This window comes from Kutzneria chonburiensis (assembly GCF_028622115.1).
Lineage (GTDB): Bacteria > Actinomycetota > Actinomycetes > Mycobacteriales > Pseudonocardiaceae > Kutzneria > Kutzneria chonburiensis.
Genome location: NZ_CP097263.1, coordinates 5,495,686 through 5,518,459, shown reverse-complemented (window position 1 = coordinate 5,518,459; position 22,774 = coordinate 5,495,686). Strand labels below are relative to the sequence as shown.

Below are 22,774 nucleotides of genomic sequence, written 5' to 3'. Positions count from 1 at the left end.
CGTCAGGAAGCCTTCTGCACGGCGGCCGCGACCGCCTTGACCAGGTCGACCACGCGCGGGCCCCAGCGGGAGGCCACGCTGTCGTCCAAAGTAACGACATTGCCGTTACGTACGGCCTTGAGCGTGCCCCAGCCCGGACGGGCGGCCACGGTCGCGGCGCTCTGCTGGCAGCAGGTGGTGTCGGCCAGGAAGATCAGGTTCGGGTCGGCGGCCACCACCTGCTCGGCCGACAGCTGCGGGTAGTCACCCGCGCCGCCGGCGGCGTCGGCCACGTTGCGCAGGCCGAACAAGCCGTACACCTGGCCGACGAAGGTCTTCGACGTCACGGTGTAGCCGTCCGCGGACAACTCGTGGAAATAGCTCAGCGGTTTTTTCGCGGTCTTGGCCACCACGTCGGCGATCTGCGACTTCATGTCGCCGACCAGCTTGTCCGCCTCGGCGCTGTGCCCGGTGGCCTTTCCTAGCAGCGCTAGCTGCCCGTAGGCGTCGTCCAGCGAAGTGGCGGCTTTGAGCAGCAGCACCGGCAGCTTGAGCTGCTCAAGCCCGGCAACGAGGTTGTTGGTGTCGCTGTAGACGATCACCAGATCGGGTTTGCGGGCTGCGATGGCCTCGACGTTCGGCTTGTACGCGTCGAGATCGCTCTTGGGGGCGGTCGCCGGGAAGTCCGACAGCTTGTCCACCGCGGTGACCTGCTGACCGGCCCCGATGGCGAACAGGTCCTCGGTGCTGGCCGGGCTCAGCGACACGATGTGCGTCGGCCGGGTGGCGATGGTCACCGCCTTGCCGCCGGTCGGCGTCACGGTGACGGGGAAACCGGCGGCCGGGGTGTTGGTGCCGGTAGCGGGCTCGCTGTGGGTCGCGCAGCCGGTCAGGGCCAGCGCGGCCACGACGAACAGGGCGGACATTGTGCGGTTCACGACCGGACGCTATCAAGTGACTGCGGCGTGTGACCGTAATCACGGGTGGTGCGAACTGAATCGTGACGGCTTGATCGCGCGCAGCACGCCTGTGTGTCGGCTATGCTTCGCCGACCGAAGTTTCTGGTTGAAGTCCGCGGCAATGTCGTCCGGTCAGCCCAGATCGTTACGGATCGCGGTTCGAGATCACCCGTTTGATGGTGCCTCGGCGTTTCGTGACTGTTAAGGTTTTGTCAACCACGGGCCACCGTCGTCCCGAGATGCGCAAGCAAAAGGACGACGAGGGAGGTCTCGACCCGTGACGATCTTCTCCGCCCTTCCCGGCCGACAGGGCCTGTACGACCCGAGCGCGGAACGGGATGCCTGCGGTGTGGCCATGGTGGCCGACATCAAAGGGCGGCGGTCGCACGGCATCGTGGTGGATGCCCTGACCGCGCTGGCCAATCTCGAGCACCGTGGGGCCGCGGGCGCCGAGCCGACCAGTGGTGACGGTGCGGGCATTCTGTTGCAGGTGCCGGACGCGCTGCTGCGGGACGTGTGCGAGTTCGCGCTGCCCAAGGCCGGCGAGTACGCCGCCGGCATCGCTTTCCTGCCGGCCGAGGCCGAGGAGCGGGCTCGGGCCGTCGAGCTGATCGAGCGGATCGCCGGCGAGGAAAGCCTGGAGGTGCTGGGCTGGCGTGACGTGCCGGTCGACCCGGAGGCCGCCGGCGTCGGCCCGACCGCGCGCTCAGTCATGCCGCACTTCGCCATGCTCGTGGTCGCCGGCATCGCCGACGCGGACGGCGTTCGTCCGTCCGATGTGGACCTGGACCGACTGACTTTCTGCCTGCGCAAGCGGTCCGAGCGGGACAGCGTGGTCGCCGGCGTCGGCGCCTACTTCCCGTCGCTGTCCGCGCGCACGCTGGTGTACAAGGGCATGCTCACCACCGGCCAGCTGCCGGCGTTCTTCCCCGACCTGGTCGACTCCCGGCTGACCAGCGCCATCGCGTTGGTGCACAGTCGGTTCTCCACCAACACGTTCCCGTCGTGGCCGCTGGCCCACCCGTTCCGCTACGTGGCCCACAACGGCGAGATCAACACCATTCGCGGCAACCGGAACCGGATGCGCGCCCGTGAGTCGCTGCTGGCCAGCGACCTCATCCCCGGCGACCTGGCCCGGCTGTACCCGATCGTCGACGGCGACGGCTCGGACTCGGCCTCCCTGGACGAGGTGCTGGAGCTGCTGCACCTCGGCGGGCGCTCGCTGCCGCACGCAGTGCTGATGATGATCCCCGAGGCGTGGGAGAACCACGCCACCATGGACCCCAAGCGCCGCGCCTTCTACCAGTTCCACGCCAGCCTGATGGAGCCGTGGGACGGCCCGGCCTGCGTCACCTTCACCGACGGCACGCTGGTCGGCGCGGTGTTGGACCGCAACGGCCTGCGCCCGGCCCGCTGGTGGCGCACCGACGACGACCGCGTGGTGCTGGCCAGCGAGGCCGGTGTGCTCGACCTGCCGCCGCACCGCGTGGTGGCCAAGGGGCGGTTGCAGCCCGGCCGTATGTTCCTGGTGGACACCCTTGCCGGTCGCATCGTCGACGACGACGAGGTCAAGGACAGCCTGGCCGCCAAGCAGCCGTACGACGAGTGGCTGCACGCCGGCCTGCTCGAGCTGGCCGACCTGCCCGACCGTGAGCACGTGATGCAGAGCCACGAGTCCGTGGTGCGCCGGCAGCTCACCTTCGGCTACACCGAGGAAGAGCTGCGCATCCTGCTCGGCCCGATGGCCGAGACCGGCGCCGAGCCGATCGGCTCGATGGGCTCCGACACCCCGATCGCCGCGCTGTCCAAGCGATCCCGGCTGCTCTACGACTACTTCGTGCAGAACTTCGCGCAGGTGACCAACCCGCCGCTGGACGCCATCCGCGAGGAGATCGTCACCTCGGTGTCCCGCGTGATGGGCCCGGAGCAGAACCTGCTCGACCCGGGACCGGCCTCCTGCCGGCACATCGGGCTGCCGTACCCGGTCATCGACAACGACGAGCTGGCCAAGCTCATCCACGTCAACGACGACGGCAACCTGCCCGGCTTTGCCTGCACCGTCCTTTCCGGACTGTACGAAGTGGACGGTGGTGGCGCGGCGTTGGCCGCCGCGATCGAGCGGGTGCGCCGCCAGGCGTCCGAGGCGATCGCCGCCGGCGCGCGCACGCTTGTCTTGTCGGACCGCGATTCCGACCACCGCATGGCCCCGATTCCCTCGCTGCTGCTGGTTTCCGCCGTGCACCACCACCTCGTTCGCACCAAGGAGCGGCTGCGGGTGGCGCTCGTGGTCGAGACCGGCGACTGCCGTGAGGTGCACCATGTGGCGCTGCTACTGGGTTACGGTGCCGCCGCGGTCAACCCGTACCTGGCCTTCGAGACCATCGAAGACCTGATCAGCCAGCACGCCATCGCCCACATCGAGCCGCGGGTGGCCATCCGCCGCTATGTCACGGCGCTGGTCAAGGGCGTCTTGAAGATCATGTCCAAGATGGGCATCTCGACGGTCGGCGCCTACACCGCGGCCCAGGTCTTCGAGGCCGTCGGCATCGCGGAACCGTTGCTGGACGAGTACTTCACCGGCACCCACTCCAAGCTCGGCGGCGTGTCGCTGGACGAGCTGGCCGCCGAGGTCGCCGTCCGGCACCACCGCGCCTACCCCGACAACCCGGCCGACCGGTCGCACCGGCGGCTGGAGGTCGGCGGCGAGTACGCGTACCGCCGTGAGGGCGAGCTGCACCTGTTCACGCCGGAAACCGTGTTCCTGTTGCAGCACGCCACGAAGACCCGCCGCAACGAGGTCTACAAGCAGTACACCGCCGAGGTCGAGCGGCTCGTCCGCGAGGGCGGCGGGCTGCGCGGCCTGTTCAAGTTCGCCTCCGACCGAACCCCGGTTCCGTTGGAGGAGGTCGAGCCCGTCGAGTCGATCCTCAAGCGCTTCAACACCGGCGCCATGTCGTACGGCTCGATCTCGGCCGAGGCACACGAGACGCTGGCCATCGCCATGAACCGCATCGGCGGCCGGTCCAACACCGGCGAGGGCGGCGAGGACGCCGACCGGCTCTACGACCCGGCACGGCGTTCCGCCATCAAGCAGGTCGCAAGTGGACGGTTCGGCGTGACGAGCGAGTACCTCGTGCACGCCGACGACATCCAGATCAAGATGGCGCAGGGCGCGAAGCCCGGCGAGGGCGGCCAGCTGCCCGCGCACAAGGTGTACCCGTGGATCGCGCGCACCCGGCATTCCACGCCCGGTGTGGGTCTCATTTCCCCGCCGCCGCACCACGACATCTACTCCATCGAGGATCTGGCGCAGCTGATCCACGACCTGAAGAACGCCAACGAGCAGGCCCGCATCCACGTGAAGCTGGTGTCCGAGCTCGGTGTCGGCACGGTCGCCACCGGCGTGGCCAAGGCCCATGCCGACGTCGTGCTGATCTCCGGGCACGACGGCGGCACCGGCGCTTCGCCGCTGAACTCGTTGAAGCACGCTGGAACGCCGTGGGAGATCGGCCTGGCCGAGACCCAGCAGACCTTGATGCTCAACGGTTTGCGCGACCGGATCACCGTGCAGGTCGATGGGGCCATGAAGACCGGCCGTGACGTCATCGTCGCCGCTCTGCTCGGTGCGGAGGAATATGGCTTCGCCACCGCGCCGCTGGTGGTCGCCGGCTGCGTGATGATGCGCGTCTGCCACCTGGACACCTGTCCGGTCGGCGTGGCCACCCAGAACCCCGTGCTGCGCGAGCGTTACACCGGCAAGCCGGAGTTCGTCGAGCAGTACTTCCAGTTCGTGGCCGAGGAAGTCCGGGAAATCCTGGCCGAGCTTGGCTTCCACACCCTGGACGAGGCCATCGGGCACGCCGAGCTGCTGGACACCGATGAGGCCGTCGAGCACTGGAAGGCCAAGGGGCTGGACCTTTCCCCGGTCTTCGAGGTGCCCGCCGCGACCCGCTACGGCTCCGCCCGGCGGCGGCTGCGTGGTCAGGACCATGGCCTTGAGCACGCCCTGGACCGCACTTTGATCCAGTTGGCCGAGGCCGCCCTTGAGGACGCCCATCCCGTGCGGCTGGAACTGCCCGTGCGCAACGTGAACCGGACCGTGGGCACCCTGCTCGGGTCCGAGGTCACTCGTCGCTACGGTGGCGACGGCCTGCCCGAGGACACCATTCACGTGACCCTGTCCGGCTCCGCCGGACAGTCGCTCGGGGCGTTCATTCCTCGCGGTGTCACCGTCGAGCTCATCGGCGACGCCAACGACTACGTCGGCAAGGGCTTGTCCGGCGGGCGGATCATCGTGCGTCCGCATGAGGACGCGCCGTTCGCCGCCGAGCGGCAGGTGATCGCCGGCAACGTGATCGGCTACGGCGCGACCGGCGGCGAGATCTTCCTGCGCGGTCGGGTCGGCGAGCGCTTCTGCGTGCGCAACTCCGGCATGGTCGCCGTGTCAGAGGGCGTCGGTGATCACGCTTTCGAGTACATGACCGGTGGTCGCGCCGTCGTGCTCGGGCCTACCGGCCGCAACCTCGCGGCCGGCATGTCCGGCGGCATCGCCTACGTGCTCGAGCTCGACCCGATGCTCGTCAACACCGACATGGTCGACCTTCAGCGGCCCAATGCCGACGACCTGCGGTGGTTGCGCGAAACCGTTGAGCGGCACCACAAGCTCACCGGTTCCGCGGTGGCCGCGTCGCTGTTGGGCGACTGGCCGCGGCGTTCCGCCGGCTTCACCAAGGTGATGCCGCGGGACTATCAGCGTGTGTTGGAGGCGATGCGACTGGCCCGGGCCCAGGGCCGCGACGTCGACGAGGCGATCATGGAGGCGTCCCGTGGCTGACCCGAACGGTTTTCTCAAGTTCGCCCGGGCCGAGGCCCCCAAGCGGCCCGCCGCCGAGCGTGTGCACGACTGGGCCGAGGTCTACGCCCCGTTGGCTTCGGCCGAGCGGGAGCAGCAGGTGCGCACCCAGGCCGGTCGTTGCATGGACTGCGGCATTCCCTTCTGCCACAGCGGAACCGCCGGTTGCCCCCTCGGCAACCTGATCCCCGAGTGGAACGACCTGGTGCGTCGGGGTGACTGGTCCCAGGCCGGGGATCGCTTGCACGCCACCAACAACTTCCCCGAGTTCACCGGACGTCTCTGCCCCGCCCCGTGCGAGGCGGCGTGTGTTCTCAACGCCACCCCCGCCGCCGGTGGTGCCGTTGCCATCAAGCGCGTCGAGCAGACCATCGCCGACGTCTCTTGGGAAAGCGGCCTTGTCCCGCCCCGCCAGGCCGCCGTGGCGTCCGGCAAGCGCGTCGCCGTCGTCGGCTCCGGTCCCGCCGGCCTCGCTGCGGCCCAGCAGCTCACCCGCGCCGGCCATGACGTCACCGTGTACGAGCGGGACGACCGTCTCGGCGGTTTGCTGCGCTATGGCATCCCCGAGTTCAAGATGGAGAAGAAGGTCCTCGACCGTCGGCTCGCCCAGCTTCGCGCCGAGGGCACCCGCTTCGTCACCTCGTGCGAGGTCGGCGTCGACCTCACCGTGTCGCAGCTCCAGTCTTCTTACGACGCCGTCGTTCTCGCCGTCGGCGCCCTTCGCGGCCGTGACGCACCGGAGATCCCCGGGCGTGGTTTGGCCGGCGTGCATTTGGCCATGGAGCACCTTGTCCCCGCCAACCGTGCGTGCGAGGGCGACGGTCCCACTTCCGTCGACGCCGCCGGCCGGCATGTCGTCATCATCGGCGGCGGCGACACCGCTGCTGACTGCCTCGGCACCGCCCACCGCCAGGGCGCCGCTTCCGTCGTGCAGCTCGACCAGTACCCCGAGCCTCCGTCCACTCAGGACTTCTCCGTCTCCCCTTGGCCCACCTGGCCGTTGATCATCCGCAACTACCCCGCCCACGACGAGGGCGGCTCCCGCATGCATTCCGTTGCCGTGCAGCGTTTCGTCGGCGACGCCGACGGCCACGTCCGCTCCATCGAACTCCGCCAGGTCCGCGTGGGGCGCGATGCGGATGGTCGCCGTGTCGTCGAGCCCGTCTCCGACGAGATCGAGGTCATCCCCGCCGACCTCGTCCTGCTCGCCATCGGCTTCGAGGGCGTCGAGCAGATGCCTTTGTTGGACGGCTTGGGCATTGGGTTGTCCCCCCGCAACACCCTCTCCGTCGACTCCGCGTGGCAGACCTCCACCCCCGGCGTCTTCGCCTGCGGCGACGCCCACCGCGGCGCTTCCCTCGTCGTCTGGGCCATCGCCGAGGGCCGCTCCGTCGCCCACGCCGTCGACCGCCACCTCACCGGCTCCTCCGAGCTCCCTTCCCCGGTCCAGCCCAACTTGTTGCCGCTGGCCGTCGTCTAGTCGCTCCGGCTGCCGTGCGGGTCCTTTTCTGCCCGGCAGCCGGATCGGTGGTTGCGTTGTGCGCCTGCGCCGCGCGATTGCCTTCTTTGTGGCTGCCTGACGGCGACGAGTGGGCGGAAAGCGAAGGCGCGATCGAAAGAGCCCGGGCCTTCCTGAGTGTTTGACGTGGCAATTACACGAATGGGTGGGACCGGGGTTGGTCCCACCCATTCCGTGTGTTCACCAACTATTCGTCGGAAAAGCGCTGCTAGCGGTGCCTAGCCCGTGCGGCCGCATGGGTTGCGGCGCCGCCGCCGACCAGAAGGATGACGGCGGTCAGGGCCCAACGGCGCTGTTTCGTGCGTTCCTCATGATCTGCGGAGGCCACGGGTGTCACCTGGGGTGCCTTCCACGGCTTGGTCGTGGAGGGCACGACTACGGGGCGTTGCGGGGGCGGCGGAATGACCACGGCCCGGGTGGTCGTGGTGGTGGGCGGTGGCGTCGTGGTGGTCGTGGGCGGTGGGGGAGGCGGCGGTGGGGTCGTGGTGGTTGTGGTGGGCGGAGGTGGCGGCGGGGGAGGGGGCGTGGGCATGCCGAGGCAGCCGGCGGCGTCGGAGGTGCCGACGGCCGGTGCGGACGACACCTCCCGGGCGGGACCGCCGCGTGGGATGGCGAACAGGCGGCTGCGGTGGCCGTCGTCGTTGTCGAGCACGTACAGCGTGCGGGACGAGTCGATGACGGCGGCGCCGTAGCTGGAGCCGTGCGCGGGCAGGCCGGCGGGGGTGGCGACGACGTGAACGGCGCCGGTGCTCGGGTCGATGCTGACGACGGTGGGCCGGCCATGGGTGGAGTTCACGCCGTAGAACAGCCCGTCGACCGGGTCGACGGCGAAGTCGTCAACGCCGTCGGCCTCCGGCCGCATCCGCACCACCCGCGTGACGGACAGGTACGTCCGGCTCGACGGGGTGACGTCGATGGTGAACAGCCGGTCGTCCAGCCGGACCACCAGGGTGCCGCCCATGGCCGCGCCGGCGGTGGCCAGCGCGAGATCGCCGCGCGGGACCCCCTGCGGATAGCCGAGGTCCTTGATTCCACCCGATCGGTCTATGCGCAGAACGTGACCGTGGTCACCGATGCCGTACACCAGGTCTTGTGACGAGACGTAACCCAGCGCGTTCATCTCGACGGACGCGGACCGGAGCTGCCGTTCGGCGCCACTCGGCAGGCTGACAGTCGAAAGGGTGGTGCCGATGCCGTGCTCACCCGTACGGACCAGGATTGCCTCACACACGGTGGGCGTTACCGCGTCCGATTGGGGCGAAAACAGCGCCGCTATCGCTAGAACGGGTAATAGAACGCCCGTCATGCGCAGAATCCTGGTCACACCCCACCGATTTCCTGTTTCAACGAGTTGGCGGATACGGTCCCCACCGTAGACGGTGCTTGAATCGGCTGTCAGCACATAGGAGAGTGAATGGACATCTACCTGCAAGGGCTGGTGTGGGTGCTCGGCGTCGCCATTGTCGCCGGCGCGCTCACCGTGCTGATACACCGTCTCACCTCCGGTGATGGGAGGTCCGTCAACAACGAGTCGGCCGGCAACGTCTTCGTGATCGTCGGCGGCCTCCAGGCCGTCCTCGTCGCCTTCGTGCTGATCTCGCTGTTCGACACGGTGAACTCGGCCCAGGACAACGCCCAGCAGGAGGCCAACAGCCTGGTCGCGGTCACCTGGTCGGCCGACTCGTTCCCGGAGGCCACCCGCGCCCAGATCCACGACCTGGCCCGCAAGTACGCCACCACCGTGCGCGACCAGGAGTGGCCGCAGATGCAGGCCGGCGAGACCGTCAGCGGCCCGGGCCCGCAGTACCTCGACCAGATCCACCAGGCCATCGACCAGGCGTCCGACAACGGCGACGACTGGCTCAAGGACCGCAAGACCGAGGCGTCCAACCAGCTCTGGCAGGTCTACCAGCTGCGGCAGGACCGGCTCGACGCCGCCGACGGCAGCGGGGTCAACGCGGTCACCTGGTTCGCGCTCATCGTCGGCAGCGTGCTGTCCATGGTGTTCACCTACATGTTCGGCGGCCCCAAGCTGATCGCCCACGTGATCATCGTCGGTGTGCTGGCCGCGACCATGACCCTGTTGCTGTTCGCCATCTACCAGCTCCAGGACCCGTTCAACGGCGGGGCCAACGTCGGTCCGGACGCCTTCAACTCCGCCATGGCCCGGCTCACCTAGTCCACAATGGACGGTCGTCGCAGCCGATCCGCGCCTACGCTGTGCCCCATGGCCGATCCCCTTCCTCGGCTGCGACGCCTCTGTCTCGCCCTGCCCGAGACCACCGAGCGGCTCAGCCATGGTGAACCCACGTGGTTCGTACGTGACAAGAAGACCTTCGTCATGTACGCCGACCACCACCACGACGACCGCCTCGGCTTCTGGTGCGCCGCCGCCCCCGGCGTCCAGGCCGAGCTCGTCGCCGCCGACCCCGCCCGCTTCTACCGCCCGCCTTACGTCGGCCACCGCGGCTGGCTCGGCGTCTACCTCGACGTGCCCCAGGACTGGTCCGAGCTGGCCGAGATCGTCACCGACGCCTACCGCGCGGTCGCGCCCAAGTCGCTGGTCAAGCAGCTGGACATCACCTCGGACACTGCTTTGGACAAACCAAGGGGGTGAAATCTAGTATCGAGGTGTGGACGAGCGGGACTACGTGGACAGCCATCCCTGGCTGACCTTCGCCTATCGCCTCGACTTCGACACCAATGCCCAGCTCTGGGCTCGGCTTGGCGAGGCGTTCTCGAAGTGCCAGCACCTGACCGGCAGCCCCCTCACCCCGGCTGTCGCCCAGGAGCTCGGTGCCGTCTATCTGGCCAAGGGAGCGCTCGCGACCACCGCGATCGAGGGCAACACCCTGTCCGAACAGGAGGTCAGCGAGATCATCTACGACGGTCGCGTGCTGCCGCCGTCCCGGCGCTACCTCCAGCAGGAGATCGAGAACGTCGTCGCCGCACTGCGGGCCATCGACGAGGACAGCCGACACGGCGGCACGATCATCACGGTCGACTGGATCAAGCAGCAGAACCGGCAGGTGCTGGCCGGGCTGGAGACCGACGAGCATGTGGTGCCGGGCGAATTCACCACCGCCAACCTGGTCGTCGGGAACTACCGCGGCGCTCCGCCACAGGATGTGTCGTACCTGATGGACCGGCTCGTGGCGTGGATCGCGCAGCTCACCGAGGGCAACGACACCCAACCGGCGAACATCCGCTTCTTCGGCGCCTTTCTCGCGGCCACGCTGAGCCACCTCTACCTGGCCTGGATCCATCCCTTCGGCGACGGCAACGGGCGAACGGCGCGGTTGCTGGAGTGCGCGATCCTGACCAACTGCGGGCTTGTGCCGTGGCTGTCCGCGAACCTGTTGTCCGATCACTACAACCGCACGCGGTCCGAGTACTACCGCCGGCTGTCCAACGCCTCCCGGCGCGGCGACGTCACCGGCTTCATCTGCTACGCCGCGCAGGGCTTCGTCGACCTGCTCCGCGAGCAGATCGAACTCGTGCAGCGCCAACAACTTCGCGTGTCCTGGATCAACTTCGTGTACCAGCGCTTCCAGACGCTGCCCAACACCGAGGCCACCGCCCGTCAGCGCACTCTGCTGCTGTCCCTCCAGGACGGTCCGACGCCGCTCAACACGATCCGCATGCTCACGCCGGAGCTGGCCGCGCAGTACGCCGGCCGCAGCGACAAGACGGTCACCCGCGACGTGAACCGCTTGCAGTCCCTCGGACTTGTCCTCCTCGACCGGCACACCATCGAGCCGGCGATCATGCTGATGGCCGCGTTCATCCCGGGACGGGCGAACTCTTCGCCGCGTGATCGCCGCTAGGCCCTATCGTTGCCGACGTGAAGTTCCTCGGATTCGGCGAGCACGCCATCGACTTCTACGACGGCCTGGAGGCCGACAACTCCAAGGTGTACTGGGACGCCAACAAGCACCTGTACCAGGCGGACGTGCGGGAGCCCATGCTGGCCCTGCTGGCCGAGCTGGAGCCGGAGTTCGGCGGGCTGGGCGAGCCCAAGGTGTTCCGGCCGTACCGGGACACCCGGTTCTCCAAGGAGAAGACGCCGTACAAGACCCACTGTGGCGGCGTCATCGAGCAGGGCCGGGGCGGCGGGGCGTACTACGTGCAGGTCGGTCCGCTCGGCCTCACCGTCGGCGGCGGCTGCTTCCACCTCGAGGCCGACCAGCTCGCCCGTTTCCGCACCGCGATCGACGACTCCCGTCGCGGCGACGCCCTGGTGAAGATCATCGCCAAGCTGGCCAAGGCCGGCTTCGAGATCAAGGGCGAGCAGCTCAAGACCAAGCCGCGGGGCTACGAGCTCGACCACCCGCGCATCGACCTGCTGCGCCACAAGTCGTTGTACGCCTCCATGACCTGGGACCCCGACGACGTCCTGCACGAGCGCGGCTCCTTCGACCGCGTCCGCAAGGCGTGGCGGGCGTTGCGCCCCTTCAACGAATGGGCCGCCGACCACGTCGGCGTGAGCGAACGCCCGGCACGGTGACGGCGGGCTGGCGCTTCTGTCCTGTACGGACGAGATCCCGGATCGCCGATGTGGCGGTCCGGGATCTCGTCGGTCTTGTCACGCCTTGAAGAACTCGGTCAGCACGGCGGCGAGGACCTCGGGCGGGAGGTCGTGGAAGCCGCCGTCGCGGGAGACGTGCCGGCCGTCGGGTACCGCAGCGGCGGCGGCAGCGGCAGCCGACTGGAGCCAAGGGCTCGAGCCGGTGCTGCTGACGACGAGGGCGGGCACGGTGATGGTCGACAGGAACGGGGGTAGCCCGCCGTCGGCCATGACGGCGTTGTCGTGGACGAGGGTGGGGGCGAGGGCGACGAGGTGGGGCCAGAAAGGGTCGGCGCGCATGTGGTCGACGACGGCCTGGGGCTGACCGACGCCGTTGAGCATGAAGTGGGCGACGGCGTCGTCGTTGCGGCCGGCCTCGATCAAAGACGTGAGGACGGGGCCGTAGGTGGGGTCTACGGGAGGCGCGTCGGGAAGGCGGTACGGGGGCTCCATGCCGGCGACGCGGGTGATGGGGAGGTCGGCGGAGGCGGCGAGGAACGCCAGAGCGGCGCCGGAGGACATGCCGTAGAGGAAAGAGCCGCCCACGGCGGAGAGCACGGCGGCGAGGTCCTCGAGCTCACGGTCGACGGAATAGGGCTCGACGATGGTGCTGTCGGCCCGGCCCCGGCGGTCGTACGCGACGACGTCGAACGACGCGGCGAGGGCGGAGGCGAGGGGTGCGAAGGAGGCGCGAGTCATGAAGGCGCCGCCGACGAGCACGAGCGTCGGCCCCTGCCCGCTCCGGTCGTACGCGATGGAGGTGCCGTCCTTGGAGGTCACTGTCTGCATGCCCATACGTCGAAACAGAACACCGGAATGCGACATCCCGCGACCGCGCTAGTATCGAACACGCGTTCTAAGCCAGCGTGTCGCGGCACGGGGTGCGGGGCTCTGCTGTGGCAGACTCCGCCCCTAGTCCGCGCCCGCCACGACGAGAGGAATTACCGGCCATGGGCCAGAAGGTTGTGCTGTTCTCCGACCTGAGCGGCAAGATCGTCGAGGACGGCGAGCTGGTGAAGATCGTCGTCACGCAGCACCCCGCGCTGGCCGACGGTCCGGTGGAGATCGAGGCCGCGCCGGGCGAGCTGGCGAACATCGACGAGCTGGCCATCGACGTGGTCAGCTTCGAGGTGCACACCGCCGGTGAGCCGCCGCGCGCGGTGGTGATGCCGCTGGCCGAGTTCGACAAGCTGGCCACCGACGACCCGATGGACGTGGTCCTCAAGGCGGCCAAGAAGTCCTACGCCAAGCCGGCCCGGGCCAAGTCCACCGGCGAGGTCAAGGTCAACTACGGCAGCCTCGAGCACGCCGGCAAGCCGCACCGCGGCAAGGTCAACGACGCCGAGAAGCAGATCATCCGGGACCACTTCGACCAGGTGAACGAGCGCCTCGAGGCCGAGGGGCTGCGGGTCATCGACCTGGCCGACGCCGAGATCGTGTCCCGCTACGGCCTCGAGGAGCTGGCGGCCGAGCGCGGCCTGGCGACGCCGGTCGAGTCGAAGCCGGAGATGACGACGGCGCAATCCGTGGCCGTCGAGACGCCGGCGGAGGACGACACCGAGGACTGATTCGGTCGCGAGAACGGCCCGAGGGTGAACGAACAGTGATCGAATGGTGACGGTGCGCTGAAAAGAAGGGGCGCCGGGACCGTTTCCAAGGGGTTTCCCAAACATTACCCCCGGGTAGTTCGGGATCGGTCCAGTGCGGCGGTCTAAGCTGCTGGAACGTGAGCCGACGAGCGAAGATCGTCTGTACCCTCGGGCCAGCGACGTCCACCCCGGAGAAGATGCGCGACCTGGTCGCGGCGGGCATGGATGTGGCCCGGATGAACTTCAGCCACGGCAGCCACGCCGACCACAAGCAGGTGTACGACCTGGTGCGGACCACCGCCGCCGAGTCGGGCCGCGCGGTCGGCATCCTGGCTGACCTGCAGGGCCCCAAGATCCGCCTTGGCACGTTCGCGGGCGGCCCTGTTGAGTGGCGAACGGGCGATGTCGTGCGGGTCACCGTCGACGACGTCGCCGGCACCCACGACCGGGTGTCCACCACGTACAAGAACCTGGCCAAGGACGCCAAGGTCGGTGACCGGCTGCTGGTCGACGACGGCAAGGTGGGCCTGGTGGTCACCGCCGTCGAGGGCCAGGACGTGGTCTGCGAGGTGACCGAGGGCGGACCGGTCAGCAACAACAAGGGCCTGTCCCTGCCCGGCATGGACGTCTCCGTGCCGGCGATGAGCGAGAAGGACATCGAGGACCTGGAGTTCGCGCTCAGCCTCGGTGTCGACTTCATCGCGCTGTCCTTCGTCCGGTCCCCGGCCGACATCGACCTGGTGCACCAGGTGATGGACCGGGCGGGCAAGGGCCGGCTGCCGGTGATCGCCAAGGTGGAGAAGCCGGAGGCGGTCGACAACCTCGAGGCCATCGTGCTGGCCTTCGACGGCGTCATGGTTGCCCGCGGCGACCTGGGCGTCGAGCTGCCGCTGGAGCAGGTCCCGCTGGTGCAGAAGCGCGCCATCCAGATCTCCCGGGAGAACGCCAAGCCGGTCATCGTGGCCACGCAGATGCTGGACTCGATGATCACGAACTCCCGGCCGACCCGGGCCGAGGCCTCGGACGTGGCCAACGCGGTGCTGGACGGCGCGGACGCGCTGATGCTGTCCGGCGAGACCAGCGTCGGCCGCTACGCCATCGAGTCCGTGGAGACCATGGCGAAGATCATCACGGCGGTGGAGAGCGAGTCCACCGTGGTGCCGCCGCTGACCCACGTGCCGCGCACCAAGCGGGGCGTCATCTCCTACGCGGCCCGCGACATCGGCGAGCGCCTCAACGCCAAGGCCCTGGTGGCGTTCACCCAGTCCGGCGACACCGTGCGCCGCCTGGCCCGCCTGCACACGCACCTGCCGCTGCTGGCCTTCACGCCGGAGCCGGACGTGCTGAGTCAGCTTGCTCTCACCTGGGGCACCGAGACCTTCCTGGTGCCTAAGGTGGACTCCACCGACCAGATGGTGCGCCAGGTCGACCTCGCGATGCTGTCCATCGGCCGCTACCAGCCCGGTGACCTGGTGGTCATCGTGGCCGGCTCGCCGCCCGGCACCGTAGGGTCGACCAACCTCATCCGGGTGCACCGCTTGGGCGAGGACGACCACGCCTAGGAGTTCGAAGTGACTGAAGCGGCTCGCGCCGCGGCCGCCGACCCCGGAGCTGACAAAGCTCCGGGGTCGGTGCCGTTGACGCTCGACGGGGTGCCGCACGGCCAGCCGGTGCTCGACCGCCTGATCGCGCTGCTGGACCTGGAGCGCATCGAGGAGAACATCTTCCGCGGGGTCAGCCCGGCCGACTCCTCGGTCCGCGTGTTCGGCGGCCAGGTCGCCGGCCAGGCGCTGGTCGCGGCCGGCCGCACGGTGCCGGAAGAGCGCAAGGTGCACTCGCTGCACGCCTACTTCATCCGCCCGGGCGACCCGCGCATCCCGATCGTGTACGAGGTGGACCGCATCCGCGACGGCCGCTCGTTCACCACCCGCCGCGTGGTCGGCGTGCAGCGGGGCAAGGCGATCTTCTCGCTGTCGGCCTCGTTCCAGCTGGTCGAGGCGGGCATGGAGCACGCGGAGCCGATGCCGGACGTGCCGGACCCGGAGTCGCTGCCCACCTATGGGGAGCGCATCGCCCAGCTGGGCCCGGACGCCGTGAAGCTGGGCCGGGACCGGCAGCGGCCGATCGACCTGCGCTACGTCTCCGACCCGCCGTGGATCACCCGTGAGAGCGGCCCGCACGAGGCCCGCAACCAGGTGTGGATGCGCGCCGACGGCAAGCTGCCGGACGAGGACCTGCTCCAGGTGTGCGTGCTGGCCTACGCCTCGGACATGACGCTGCTGGACTCGGTGCTGGCCCGCCACGGCGTGTACTGGGGCACGGACAAGGTGCTCGGCGCCAGCCTCGACCACGCGATGTGGTTCCACCGACCGTTCCGGGCCGACGAGTGGGTGCTGTACGACTGCGAGTCGCCCAGCGCCTCCAACGCCCGCGGCCTGGCCACCGGCCGCTTCTTCACCCGGGACGGCCAGCTGGTCGCGACCGTGGTGCAGGAAGGCCTCCTCCGAGTCCTCCCTAAACCCCCGCGAGTCCCGCCCACAGTCACACCGAAATACCGAAACGGATTCAGCATTTCGGTGTGACGCTAAGCGGGACTCGCGGGGGTGTTAGGGGGTGCCGTGGATGAGGAAGAAGGCCAGCGAGCCGACGCCGGCGATGATGCAGTACAGGGCGAACGGCTTGAGCGTCCTGGTCTCGAAGTAGGAGGCCAGGAACCGGGCCGACACGTAGGCGGCGACGCCGGCGACGAGGCTGCCGACCAGGGCCGGGCCGAGCGAGCCGGCCACCGCCGGCTTGAACAGCTCGGGCATCTTGTACACGCCGGCGCCGAGGATGACCGGGGTGGCCAGCAGGAAGGCGAACCGGGCGGCGTCGACGTGGCGCAGGTCGCGGGTCAGGCCGGCGACGATGGTGATGCCGGAGCGGCTGATGCCGGGCAGCAGGGCCAGCGCCTGGGCGCCGCCGACCAGCACGGCTTCCTTCCAGCTGAGCTTGGACAGCCGCCGCTCGGAGGCCTCGTCGGCGCTCAGCGGCTCGGCGGTGATGGCGTGCAGCGGCGCGGTGTCGTCGGAGGGGAACGCGGCGTTGGGGATGACCATCGTCTCTTCCGGGTTGCCCTCGATCTCGTCGGCGTCGCGACGGCGGTGCTGGAGCCGCTCCACGCCGAACAGCACCAGGCCGTTGAGCGCCAGGAAGATCGCCGTCGGGATGGGTTTGCCGAGCACGCTGCGGACCAGGTGGTCGAGCGCGATGCCGGCGATGCCGACCGGGATGGTGCCGACGACCAGCAGCCAACCCAGCCGCTGCTCGGCGTTCTCGATCTTCCGCGTGACGATGGACGTCCACAGGCCGCGGATGATGCGCACCCAGTCCCGCCAGTAGAACACCACCAGGGCCAGCGCGGTCGCGACGTGCATGGCCACCAGCACGGCCAGATACGGCGTCTCGTCGCCGCTCAGGCTGAGGTCCTTGGCCCACTGCCCGCCGGCCAGCGCCGGCAGCAGCACGCTGTGCCCGAGGCTGGAGACCGGGAACAGCTCGCTCACCCCCTGGAGCAGCCCGACGGCGATGGCCTCGACGTAGCTCAGGTCCGACATCAAACGCCTTCCGATGCTGACTACCGGGGTCTTGCGGCACGGTAAGGGGTGCCGTGCTGAGTTCGGTGAACCCTAGATGAACGCCAGGTGTTTCGGGCCGGCCGGGCCGCGCATCACGGCTTCACGCCGACGCCGCCGTAGCCGGGCGGCAGCTTGGCCGGCAGCTCCTGGTCGGCGTCGGGCCGCCACTGGTGCACCAGCGTGACGCCCGGTTCCAGCAGGGAGAAGCCGTCGAAGAACGCCTCGATCTGCGGCCGGGTACGCAGCACCACCGGGTTGGTCGTGTTCTGGTACACGGCTTTGAAGTCGGCCAGCATGCCGGTCCGGTTGCCCGGCTCCTCGTTGGAGCCGATGTGCGACAGCACCAGATGGCTGCCGGTCGGCACGGCGTCGCGATAGGCGGCCACGATGTCGGCCGGTTTCGAGGAGTCAGGCACGAAATGCAGCACCGAGGCCATGATCAGGCCGACCGGCTCGGAGAAGTCGATCAGGTCGCGCACCCGCGGGTGCGACAGCACGGCGTCCACGTCGCGCATGTCGGCCTGTAGCACGCCGGCCAGGTGGTTGTGCCGCAGGATGGCGGTGGAGTGGGCCACCGCGACCGGGTCGATGTCCACGTAGACCACGCGGGTGGTGGGGTCGCGGCGCTGCGCGACCTCGTGCACGTTGCCCACGGTGGGAATGCCCGAGCCGAGGTCGAGCAGCTGATGGATGCCGGCGTCGACCAGCAGCCGCACGGCCCGCCGCAGGAAGTCGCGGTTCCCCCGTGCGCCCTGGATCGTGTACGGCATCGCGGCGATGGCCCGCTCGGCGGCGTCCCGGTCGACCTCGAAGTTGTGGGTGCCGCCCAGGTAGTAGTCGTACATCCGGGCGGGACTCGGCTTGCTGACGTCCATGGTCGCCGGCACCCAGTCAGGCAGCTCCATGCCGGCGAACCCTAATGTCAGGCTGCCTGGCCCGTCGAGCTCCAGGCGACCACGAGCTCGTCCTTGGCGCCGAACCGGACCAGGTGCCGCTCGACCACGTCGGCCAGTCGGTCCAGCGCCTCGGCGTCGCCGGTGGTGCAGGTGATGTGCAGGCCTTCCGGCCGGGTGCGCAGGACGGCGGTGCCGAAGTCGAAGTACAGCTCGCCCTCGTGCTCGGTCCACACGGTCTGGATCTTGTGGCCGAAGTGCTTGCACAGCTGCACCAGGTAGCGGGAGGGCCGATCGGTCGCGACCAGCGCCTGCGTCGTGAATGATGAGCCTGTCATATAGTGAGATTAGATCAGTATCGGAGGGAGGTCGACGTGACCGACGCCACCACGGCCCGGCTGGCCGACGTGTTCACGCACGTGGCCAAACGGCTGCGCGGCCGGTGGATGCGCCAGCTGGCCCCGCTCGGCCTCACCCCCGGCCAGGGCCGGGCGCTGGGCGTGATCGCGCGGGCCGGCGACGGCATCCGGATGGCCGACCTGGCCGGCCGGCTGGACATCGTGCCCCGATCCGCCACCTCGGTGGTGGACGGTCTCGAGGAGCAGGGCCTGGTGCTGCGCCGGCCCGACCCGGGCGACCGGCGCTCGCTGCTGGTCAGCCTGACCGAGGCCGGCCGGCTGCTGGTGAGCCGTATCGAGGAGGCCAAACGCGGTGCGGCCGAGGAGATGTTCGGCACGCTGCCGGCGGCCGAGCGGGAGCAGCTGCTGGCCGTGCTGCTGCGCCTGGATGCGTGCGGGAAGCACCCGGGATCGATTTAGCCGTCTCGGCTGGAGATTGCGCGCCAAGCCGGGCAGGCTGGGTGTATGGCAACTGAACAGAAGGCTCGGATCGGCGTCACGGGCCTGGCCGTGATGGGCAGCAACCTTGCTCGCAACCTGGCTCGTCACGGTTTCCGGGTCGCCGTGCACAACCGGTCCGCGGCGAAGACGAAGGCCCTGGTCGAGCAGTACGGCTCCGAGGGCGAGTTCGTGCCGGCGGAGACGACCGCCGATTTCGTGCAGTCCCTGCAGAAGCCCCGCCAGGTGATCATCATGGTCAAGGCGGGCGGTCCGACGGATGCCGTGATCGACGAGCTGGCCGAGCTGATGGAGCCCGGCGACATGATCGTCGACGGCGGCAACGCGCACTTCGCCGACACCCGGCGCCGGGAGAAGGCGCTCAAGGAGCGCGGCCTGCACTTCGTCGGCACCGGCATCTCCGGGGGCGAGGAGGGCGCGCTCAACGGCCCGAGCATCATGCCCGGCGGCTCGGCCGAGTCCTACCAGCACCTCGGCCCGGTGCTGGAGGCCATCGCCGCGCAGGTCGACGGCGTGCCCTGCTGCACGCACGTCGGCGAGGACGGCGCCGGCCACTTCGTCAAGATGGTGCACAACGGCATCGAGTACGCCGACATGCAGCTCATCGCCGAGGCGTTCGACCTGCTGACCAACGTCGCCGGCATGACCCCGGCCGAGATCGCCGACGTGTTCCGGAGCTGGAACACCGGCGACCTGGAGTCGTACCTGGTGGAGATCACCGCCGAGGTGCTCGGGCACGTCGACGCCGCGACCGGCAAGCCGTTCGTGGAGATCATCGCCGACCAGGCCGAGCAGAAGGGCACCGGGCGGTGGACCGTCCAGGAGGCCCTCGAGCTGGGCGTGCCGGTCACCGGCATCGCCGAGGCCGTGTTCGCCCGGTCCCTGTCCGGTCACGTCGGCCAGCGCGCCGCCGCGCAGAAGGTGCTGCCCGGCCCGTCGTCGAAGCCGTCGATCGCCGACCGCGACGCGTTCGTCGAGGACGTCCGGCAGGCGCTGTACGCCTCCAAGGTCGTCGCCTACGCCCAGGGCTTCGACGAGATCCGCACCGCCGCCGACACCTACGGCTGGCAGATCGACCTCGGCTCGATGGCCACCATCTGGCGTGGTGGCTGCATCATCCGGGCCCGCTTCCTCAACCGCATCAAGGACGCGTACGACAAGGACGGCAGCCTGCCGTCGCTGCTGGTCGACGAGTACTTCGCGGACGCGGTGATCAAGGCCCAGGAGTCGTGGCGGCGGGTCGTCGTCGCGGCCACCGGCGCCGGCGTGCCCGCGCCGGGCTTCTCCTCGGCGCTGTCGTACTACGACGCGCTGCGGGCCGAGCGCCTGCCGGCCGCGCTGATCCAGGGCCTGCGCGACTTCTTCGGCGCGCACACCTACCGGCGCGTCGACAAGGGCGACGCCAGCTTCCACACCCTCTGGAGCGCCGACCGCACCGAACAGAACGCCTGATCTGATGCTTGGAAGGGGGCCTTCCTGCACTCCGAGTGTAGGAAGGCCCCCTTCCAAGCGGTGCGGCGCAACGCGGGTGCGGCCGTTTGGCCGTAATGGCAAAACGGTGGCAACTTCGGGCGGGATCTGCTCGTCTTGGCACCGTGAGAATCTCTTCGCGCAACATCGCGATCGGCTGCGTCGCGGCCGCCCTGCTCGCGCTGCCGGCGGCGGCCAGCGCGGACTCGGCCAACACGTCGGCCCTCGGCCAGGACCTCGACTCCATCCTGGCCAATTCCGAGCTGGCCGGGGCCACGGCCGGGCTCGTCGTCCGCAACGCCGACACCGGGGCGACCCTGTACTCCCGCCTCGGCGACAACCTGCAGGTGCCGGGGTCCAACGAGAAGCTGATCACCTCGGCGGCGGCGCTGGACCTGCTGGGCGCCGACTACTCGTTCGACACCCTGGTCCGCTACACCGGCACCCTGGCCAACGGCACGGTCAGCGGCGACCTCTACCTCAAGGGCTTCGGCGACCCCAGCACCACGCTGGCCGACTACAAGGCGATGGCCGCCCAGGTGAAGGCGGCCGGCATCAACGCCGTCACCGGCCACCTGGTCGCCGACGACACGTACTTCGACAGCACCCGGCTCGGCCCGGGCTGGAACTGGGACGACGAGCCGTACTTCTACGCGGCCCAGGTCTCGGCGCTGACGGTGTCCCCGGACGGCAACTCCACCTCGGGCTCGGTCAACGTGACGGTCGCGCCCGGCGCGTCGGGCCAGCCGGCGGTCGTCACCATGAACCCGCCGAACACCTACGTCACGATCGCCAACACCGCGACCACCGGCACCACCACGGGCCTGTCGGTGAACCGCGTGCACGGCACCAACACGATCACCGTCAGCGGCAGCATCGCGGCCGGCGCGGCGGCGGTCACCAACCAGATGTCGGTGGACAACCCGACCGCCTTCACGGCCTCGCTGTTCCGCCAGGCGCTGGCCGACGCCGGCGTGTCGGTCGCCGGCACGAACGCGTTCCAGAAGATGCCGACCGGCCTGCCGACGGTGGCCAGCCACACCTCGGCCAGCATCGGCCAGCTGATGCCGACGCTGCTCAAGCACAGCAACAACCTGCTGGCCGAGACGCTGACCAAGGCGGCAGGCGTCGAGCGGCTCGGCTCCGGCAGCTTCGGGGCCGGCGTCAACGCGCTCACCACCAAGCTGGGCGCGCTGGGCATCGATCCCAACAAGTACAACCAGTTCGACGGTTCGGGCCTGTCCCGGTACGACATCGTCAGCCCGGCCGAGCTGACCCAGCTGCTGATCAACGCCAAGTCCCGGCCGTGGTTCCAGGGCTGGTACGACGCGCTCCCGGTGGCCGGCAACACCGACCCGGCGATCGGCGGCACGCTGGCCAACCGCATGGGCGGCACGCCGGCCGCGAACAACCTGCACGGCAAGACCGGCTCGATGACCGGCGTCAGTGCCCTGTCCGGCTACGTCACCGCGGCCGACGGGGAGAAGCTGGTGTTCTCCTTGATGTCCAACAACTTCCTGCCGGCCACGGTGAAGGACGTCGAGGACGCGGTCGGCGTGCGGCTGGCCCAGTACAACGGGGCCAACGACGTCACGCACGGGTCGAGGCTGGCGCCGCGGGCCAAGACCGGCGCCCCGGCCAAGGCGACCAACCCGCGCGACAGCCTGGAGTGCGCTTTCACGCACACCTGCTAGACGGTCCGCAAGATCCCGCGTACGGCCCTGGCCGTGCGCTCGGCGTGGCGTCGCATCCGCTCCTCGGCGGCTGCGGCGTCACGCCGCGCCACCGCGTCGACGATGCCGGCGTGATCGGCATCGTGAGCCTTGCTCGCAGACAGCAGCCGCAGTGCCGGCAGCATGCTGAGCCGGGTGTTCTCCACGGCGTCCACCAGATACGCGTTGCCGGTGGCAGCGGCCAGGGCCAGGTGGAACGCGGTGTCCCGGTCGACCAGCCGCCGCAGCTCGGCCAGGTCCTCACGGCGGCGATGCCGGGCGGCCAGCGCGGCCGCCCTCGGCTCGATCACCAGCCGGAAGTCCAGCGCTGCCTCGATGTCCGCCTTCCGCGCCCGCACCTCGGCCGTCGCCGCGTCGGTGTCGGCCCGCCGCACGAACGAACCACCGGCCCGACCACGTCGTGTCTCGATGAGACGGTCGGCCTCCAACAGCGCCACCGCCTGCTGCACGGTCGCCCGGCCGACGCCGAAAAGCCTTGCCAGTTCCCGTTCCGGCGGCAGCGCGGCGCCGGGCTCGATCCGGCCCAGCGCGATGTGCCGGCGGATCCGGGCCGCGACGAGCTCGTGCACGGGCCGTGAGCAGATGGCATCGAACGGTGGCATGTGTGCCATGGTTACAGGCCCGTCCACCCGTCCCGGCCGCCCCGCCGTGACCGCTCCGTGATCCAAAGGACCCGGTAGCGGGCCAAATTTGGGTGCAACCTCCCGGCTACTCGGGAGCGTGCACCCATGCGGCCGGG

At 69.6% G+C, this 22,774-nt stretch carries 19 protein-coding genes; 12 read left to right on the top strand and 7 right to left on the bottom strand.

Annotated elements, in window-relative coordinates; translation table 11 throughout:
• Window positions 1–2: 2 nt before the first annotated feature.
• Entirely contained in the window at window positions 3–917 is a 915-nt protein-coding gene (locus tag M3Q35_RS24870) for an ABC transporter substrate-binding protein (RefSeq protein ID WP_273934907.1), read from the bottom strand.
• Window positions 918–1,215: 298 nt separating this feature from the next.
• On the opposite strand from M3Q35_RS24870, the gene gltB reads away from it, so the two are divergent.
• Together gltB and M3Q35_RS24860 are read left to right on the top strand one after the other, a co-directional pair.
• Window positions 1,216–5,772, top strand: coding sequence for a glutamate synthase large subunit (gene gltB, locus M3Q35_RS24865; protein WP_273934904.1), 4,557 nt, complete (start codon window positions 1,216–1,218; stop codon window positions 5,770–5,772).
• Window positions 5,765–7,270, top strand: coding sequence for a glutamate synthase subunit beta (locus M3Q35_RS24860; protein WP_273934900.1), 1,506 nt, complete (start codon window positions 5,765–5,767; stop codon window positions 7,268–7,270). Before gltB ends, M3Q35_RS24860 begins: the two co-directional genes overlap by 8 nt.
• Before the next feature lie 247 nt (window positions 7,271–7,517).
• Here M3Q35_RS24860 and M3Q35_RS24855 read toward each other — a convergent pair whose 3' ends face one another.
• Window positions 7,518–8,540, bottom strand: coding sequence for a DUF6923 family protein (locus M3Q35_RS24855; protein ID WP_273934897.1), 1,023 nt, complete (start codon window positions 8,538–8,540; stop codon window positions 7,518–7,520).
• A gap of 183 nt (window positions 8,541–8,723) precedes the next feature.
• On the opposite strand from M3Q35_RS24855, the gene M3Q35_RS24850 reads away from it, so the two are divergent.
• The 4 genes from M3Q35_RS24850 to M3Q35_RS24835 are packed head-to-tail and all read left to right on the top strand — an operon-like array spanning window position 8,724 to window position 11,816.
• Window positions 8,724–9,488, top strand: coding sequence for a bestrophin-like domain (locus M3Q35_RS24850; protein WP_273934894.1), 765 nt, complete (start codon window positions 8,724–8,726; stop codon window positions 9,486–9,488).
• Between the two features lie 48 nt (window positions 9,489–9,536).
• Window positions 9,537–9,926 carry an MmcQ/YjbR family DNA-binding protein gene (locus tag M3Q35_RS24845; RefSeq protein ID WP_273934892.1) on the top strand — a complete coding sequence of 130 codons (390 nt, stop codon included), beginning with the start codon at window positions 9,537–9,539 and terminating at the stop codon, window positions 9,924–9,926.
• Window positions 9,927–9,942: 16 nt separating this feature from the next.
• Window positions 9,943–11,136, top strand: a complete 1,194-nt coding sequence (locus M3Q35_RS24840; protein ID WP_273934891.1) for a Fic family protein — start codon at window positions 9,943–9,945, stop codon at window positions 11,134–11,136.
• 17 nt (window positions 11,137–11,153) lie between these two features.
• Window positions 11,154–11,816 carry a DUF2461 domain-containing protein gene (locus tag M3Q35_RS24835; protein WP_273934889.1) on the top strand — a complete coding sequence of 221 codons (663 nt, stop codon included), beginning with the start codon at window positions 11,154–11,156 and terminating at the stop codon, window positions 11,814–11,816.
• 78 nt (window positions 11,817–11,894) lie between these two features.
• On the opposite strand, the gene M3Q35_RS24830 is transcribed toward M3Q35_RS24835, so the two are convergent.
• A complete protein-coding gene (locus M3Q35_RS24830) occupies window positions 11,895–12,665 on the bottom strand; it encodes an alpha/beta fold hydrolase (protein ID WP_273934886.1) in 771 nt (256 codons plus the stop codon).
• 161 nt (window positions 12,666–12,826) lie between these two features.
• Between M3Q35_RS24830 and M3Q35_RS24825 the strand changes: the two genes are divergently transcribed.
• The 3 genes from M3Q35_RS24825 to tesB all read left to right on the top strand — a co-directional run bounded on the left by M3Q35_RS24825 (window position 12,827) and on the right by tesB (window position 16,047).
• On the top strand, window positions 12,827–13,444 hold the full coding sequence (locus M3Q35_RS24825) for a hypothetical protein (protein WP_273934884.1): 618 nt from the start codon (window positions 12,827–12,829) through the stop codon (window positions 13,442–13,444).
• A gap of 158 nt (window positions 13,445–13,602) precedes the next feature.
• Complete coding sequence (gene pyk, locus M3Q35_RS24820; RefSeq protein ID WP_273934883.1) at window positions 13,603–15,027, top strand: pyruvate kinase; 1,425 nt, start codon at window positions 13,603–13,605, stop codon at window positions 15,025–15,027.
• A 9-nt stretch (window positions 15,028–15,036) separates the two neighbouring features.
• Complete coding sequence (gene tesB / locus M3Q35_RS24815; protein ID WP_420704697.1) at window positions 15,037–16,047, top strand: acyl-CoA thioesterase II; 1,011 nt, start codon at window positions 15,037–15,039, stop codon at window positions 16,045–16,047.
• A 24-nt stretch (window positions 16,048–16,071) separates the two neighbouring features.
• Here tesB and M3Q35_RS24810 read toward each other — a convergent pair whose 3' ends face one another.
• The 3 genes from M3Q35_RS24810 to M3Q35_RS24800 all read right to left on the bottom strand — a co-directional run bounded on the left by M3Q35_RS24810 (window position 16,072) and on the right by M3Q35_RS24800 (window position 18,313).
• Window positions 16,072–17,061 (bottom strand): undecaprenyl-diphosphate phosphatase, encoded by a 990-nt coding sequence (locus M3Q35_RS24810; protein ID WP_273934881.1) that lies wholly within the window; start codon window positions 17,059–17,061, stop codon window positions 16,072–16,074.
• Between the two features lie 113 nt (window positions 17,062–17,174).
• Window positions 17,175–17,987 carry an SAM-dependent methyltransferase gene (locus M3Q35_RS24805; RefSeq protein ID WP_273934878.1) on the bottom strand — a complete coding sequence of 271 codons (813 nt, stop codon included), beginning with the start codon at window positions 17,985–17,987 and terminating at the stop codon, window positions 17,175–17,177.
• 17 nt (window positions 17,988–18,004) lie between these two features.
• Window positions 18,005–18,313, bottom strand: a complete 309-nt coding sequence (locus tag M3Q35_RS24800) for a DUF2218 domain-containing protein (protein ID WP_273934876.1) — start codon at window positions 18,311–18,313, stop codon at window positions 18,005–18,007.
• Between the two features lie 36 nt (window positions 18,314–18,349).
• Between M3Q35_RS24800 and M3Q35_RS24795 the strand changes: the two genes are divergently transcribed.
• From M3Q35_RS24795 to dacB, 3 genes are all read left to right on the top strand, one after another.
• Window positions 18,350–18,793, top strand: coding sequence for a MarR family winged helix-turn-helix transcriptional regulator (locus M3Q35_RS24795; RefSeq protein WP_273934874.1), 444 nt, complete (start codon window positions 18,350–18,352; stop codon window positions 18,791–18,793).
• Between the two features lie 45 nt (window positions 18,794–18,838).
• On the top strand, window positions 18,839–20,284 hold the full coding sequence (gene gndA / locus M3Q35_RS24790; protein WP_273934872.1) for an NADP-dependent phosphogluconate dehydrogenase: 1,446 nt from the start codon (window positions 18,839–18,841) through the stop codon (window positions 20,282–20,284).
• A 143-nt stretch (window positions 20,285–20,427) separates the two neighbouring features.
• Window positions 20,428–21,996, top strand: coding sequence for a D-alanyl-D-alanine carboxypeptidase/D-alanyl-D-alanine endopeptidase (dacB, locus tag M3Q35_RS24785; RefSeq protein ID WP_273934870.1), 1,569 nt, complete (start codon window positions 20,428–20,430; stop codon window positions 21,994–21,996).
• Here the strand turns inward: dacB and M3Q35_RS24780 are convergent.
• The gene (locus M3Q35_RS24780) at window positions 21,993–22,637 is read right to left on the bottom strand and encodes a FadR/GntR family transcriptional regulator (RefSeq protein WP_273934868.1); all 645 of its coding nucleotides are present in this window, start codon (window positions 22,635–22,637) and stop codon (window positions 21,993–21,995) included. The two genes, dacB and M3Q35_RS24780, sit on opposite strands and share 4 nt — an antisense overlap.
• Window positions 22,638–22,774: the final 137 nt, after the last annotated feature.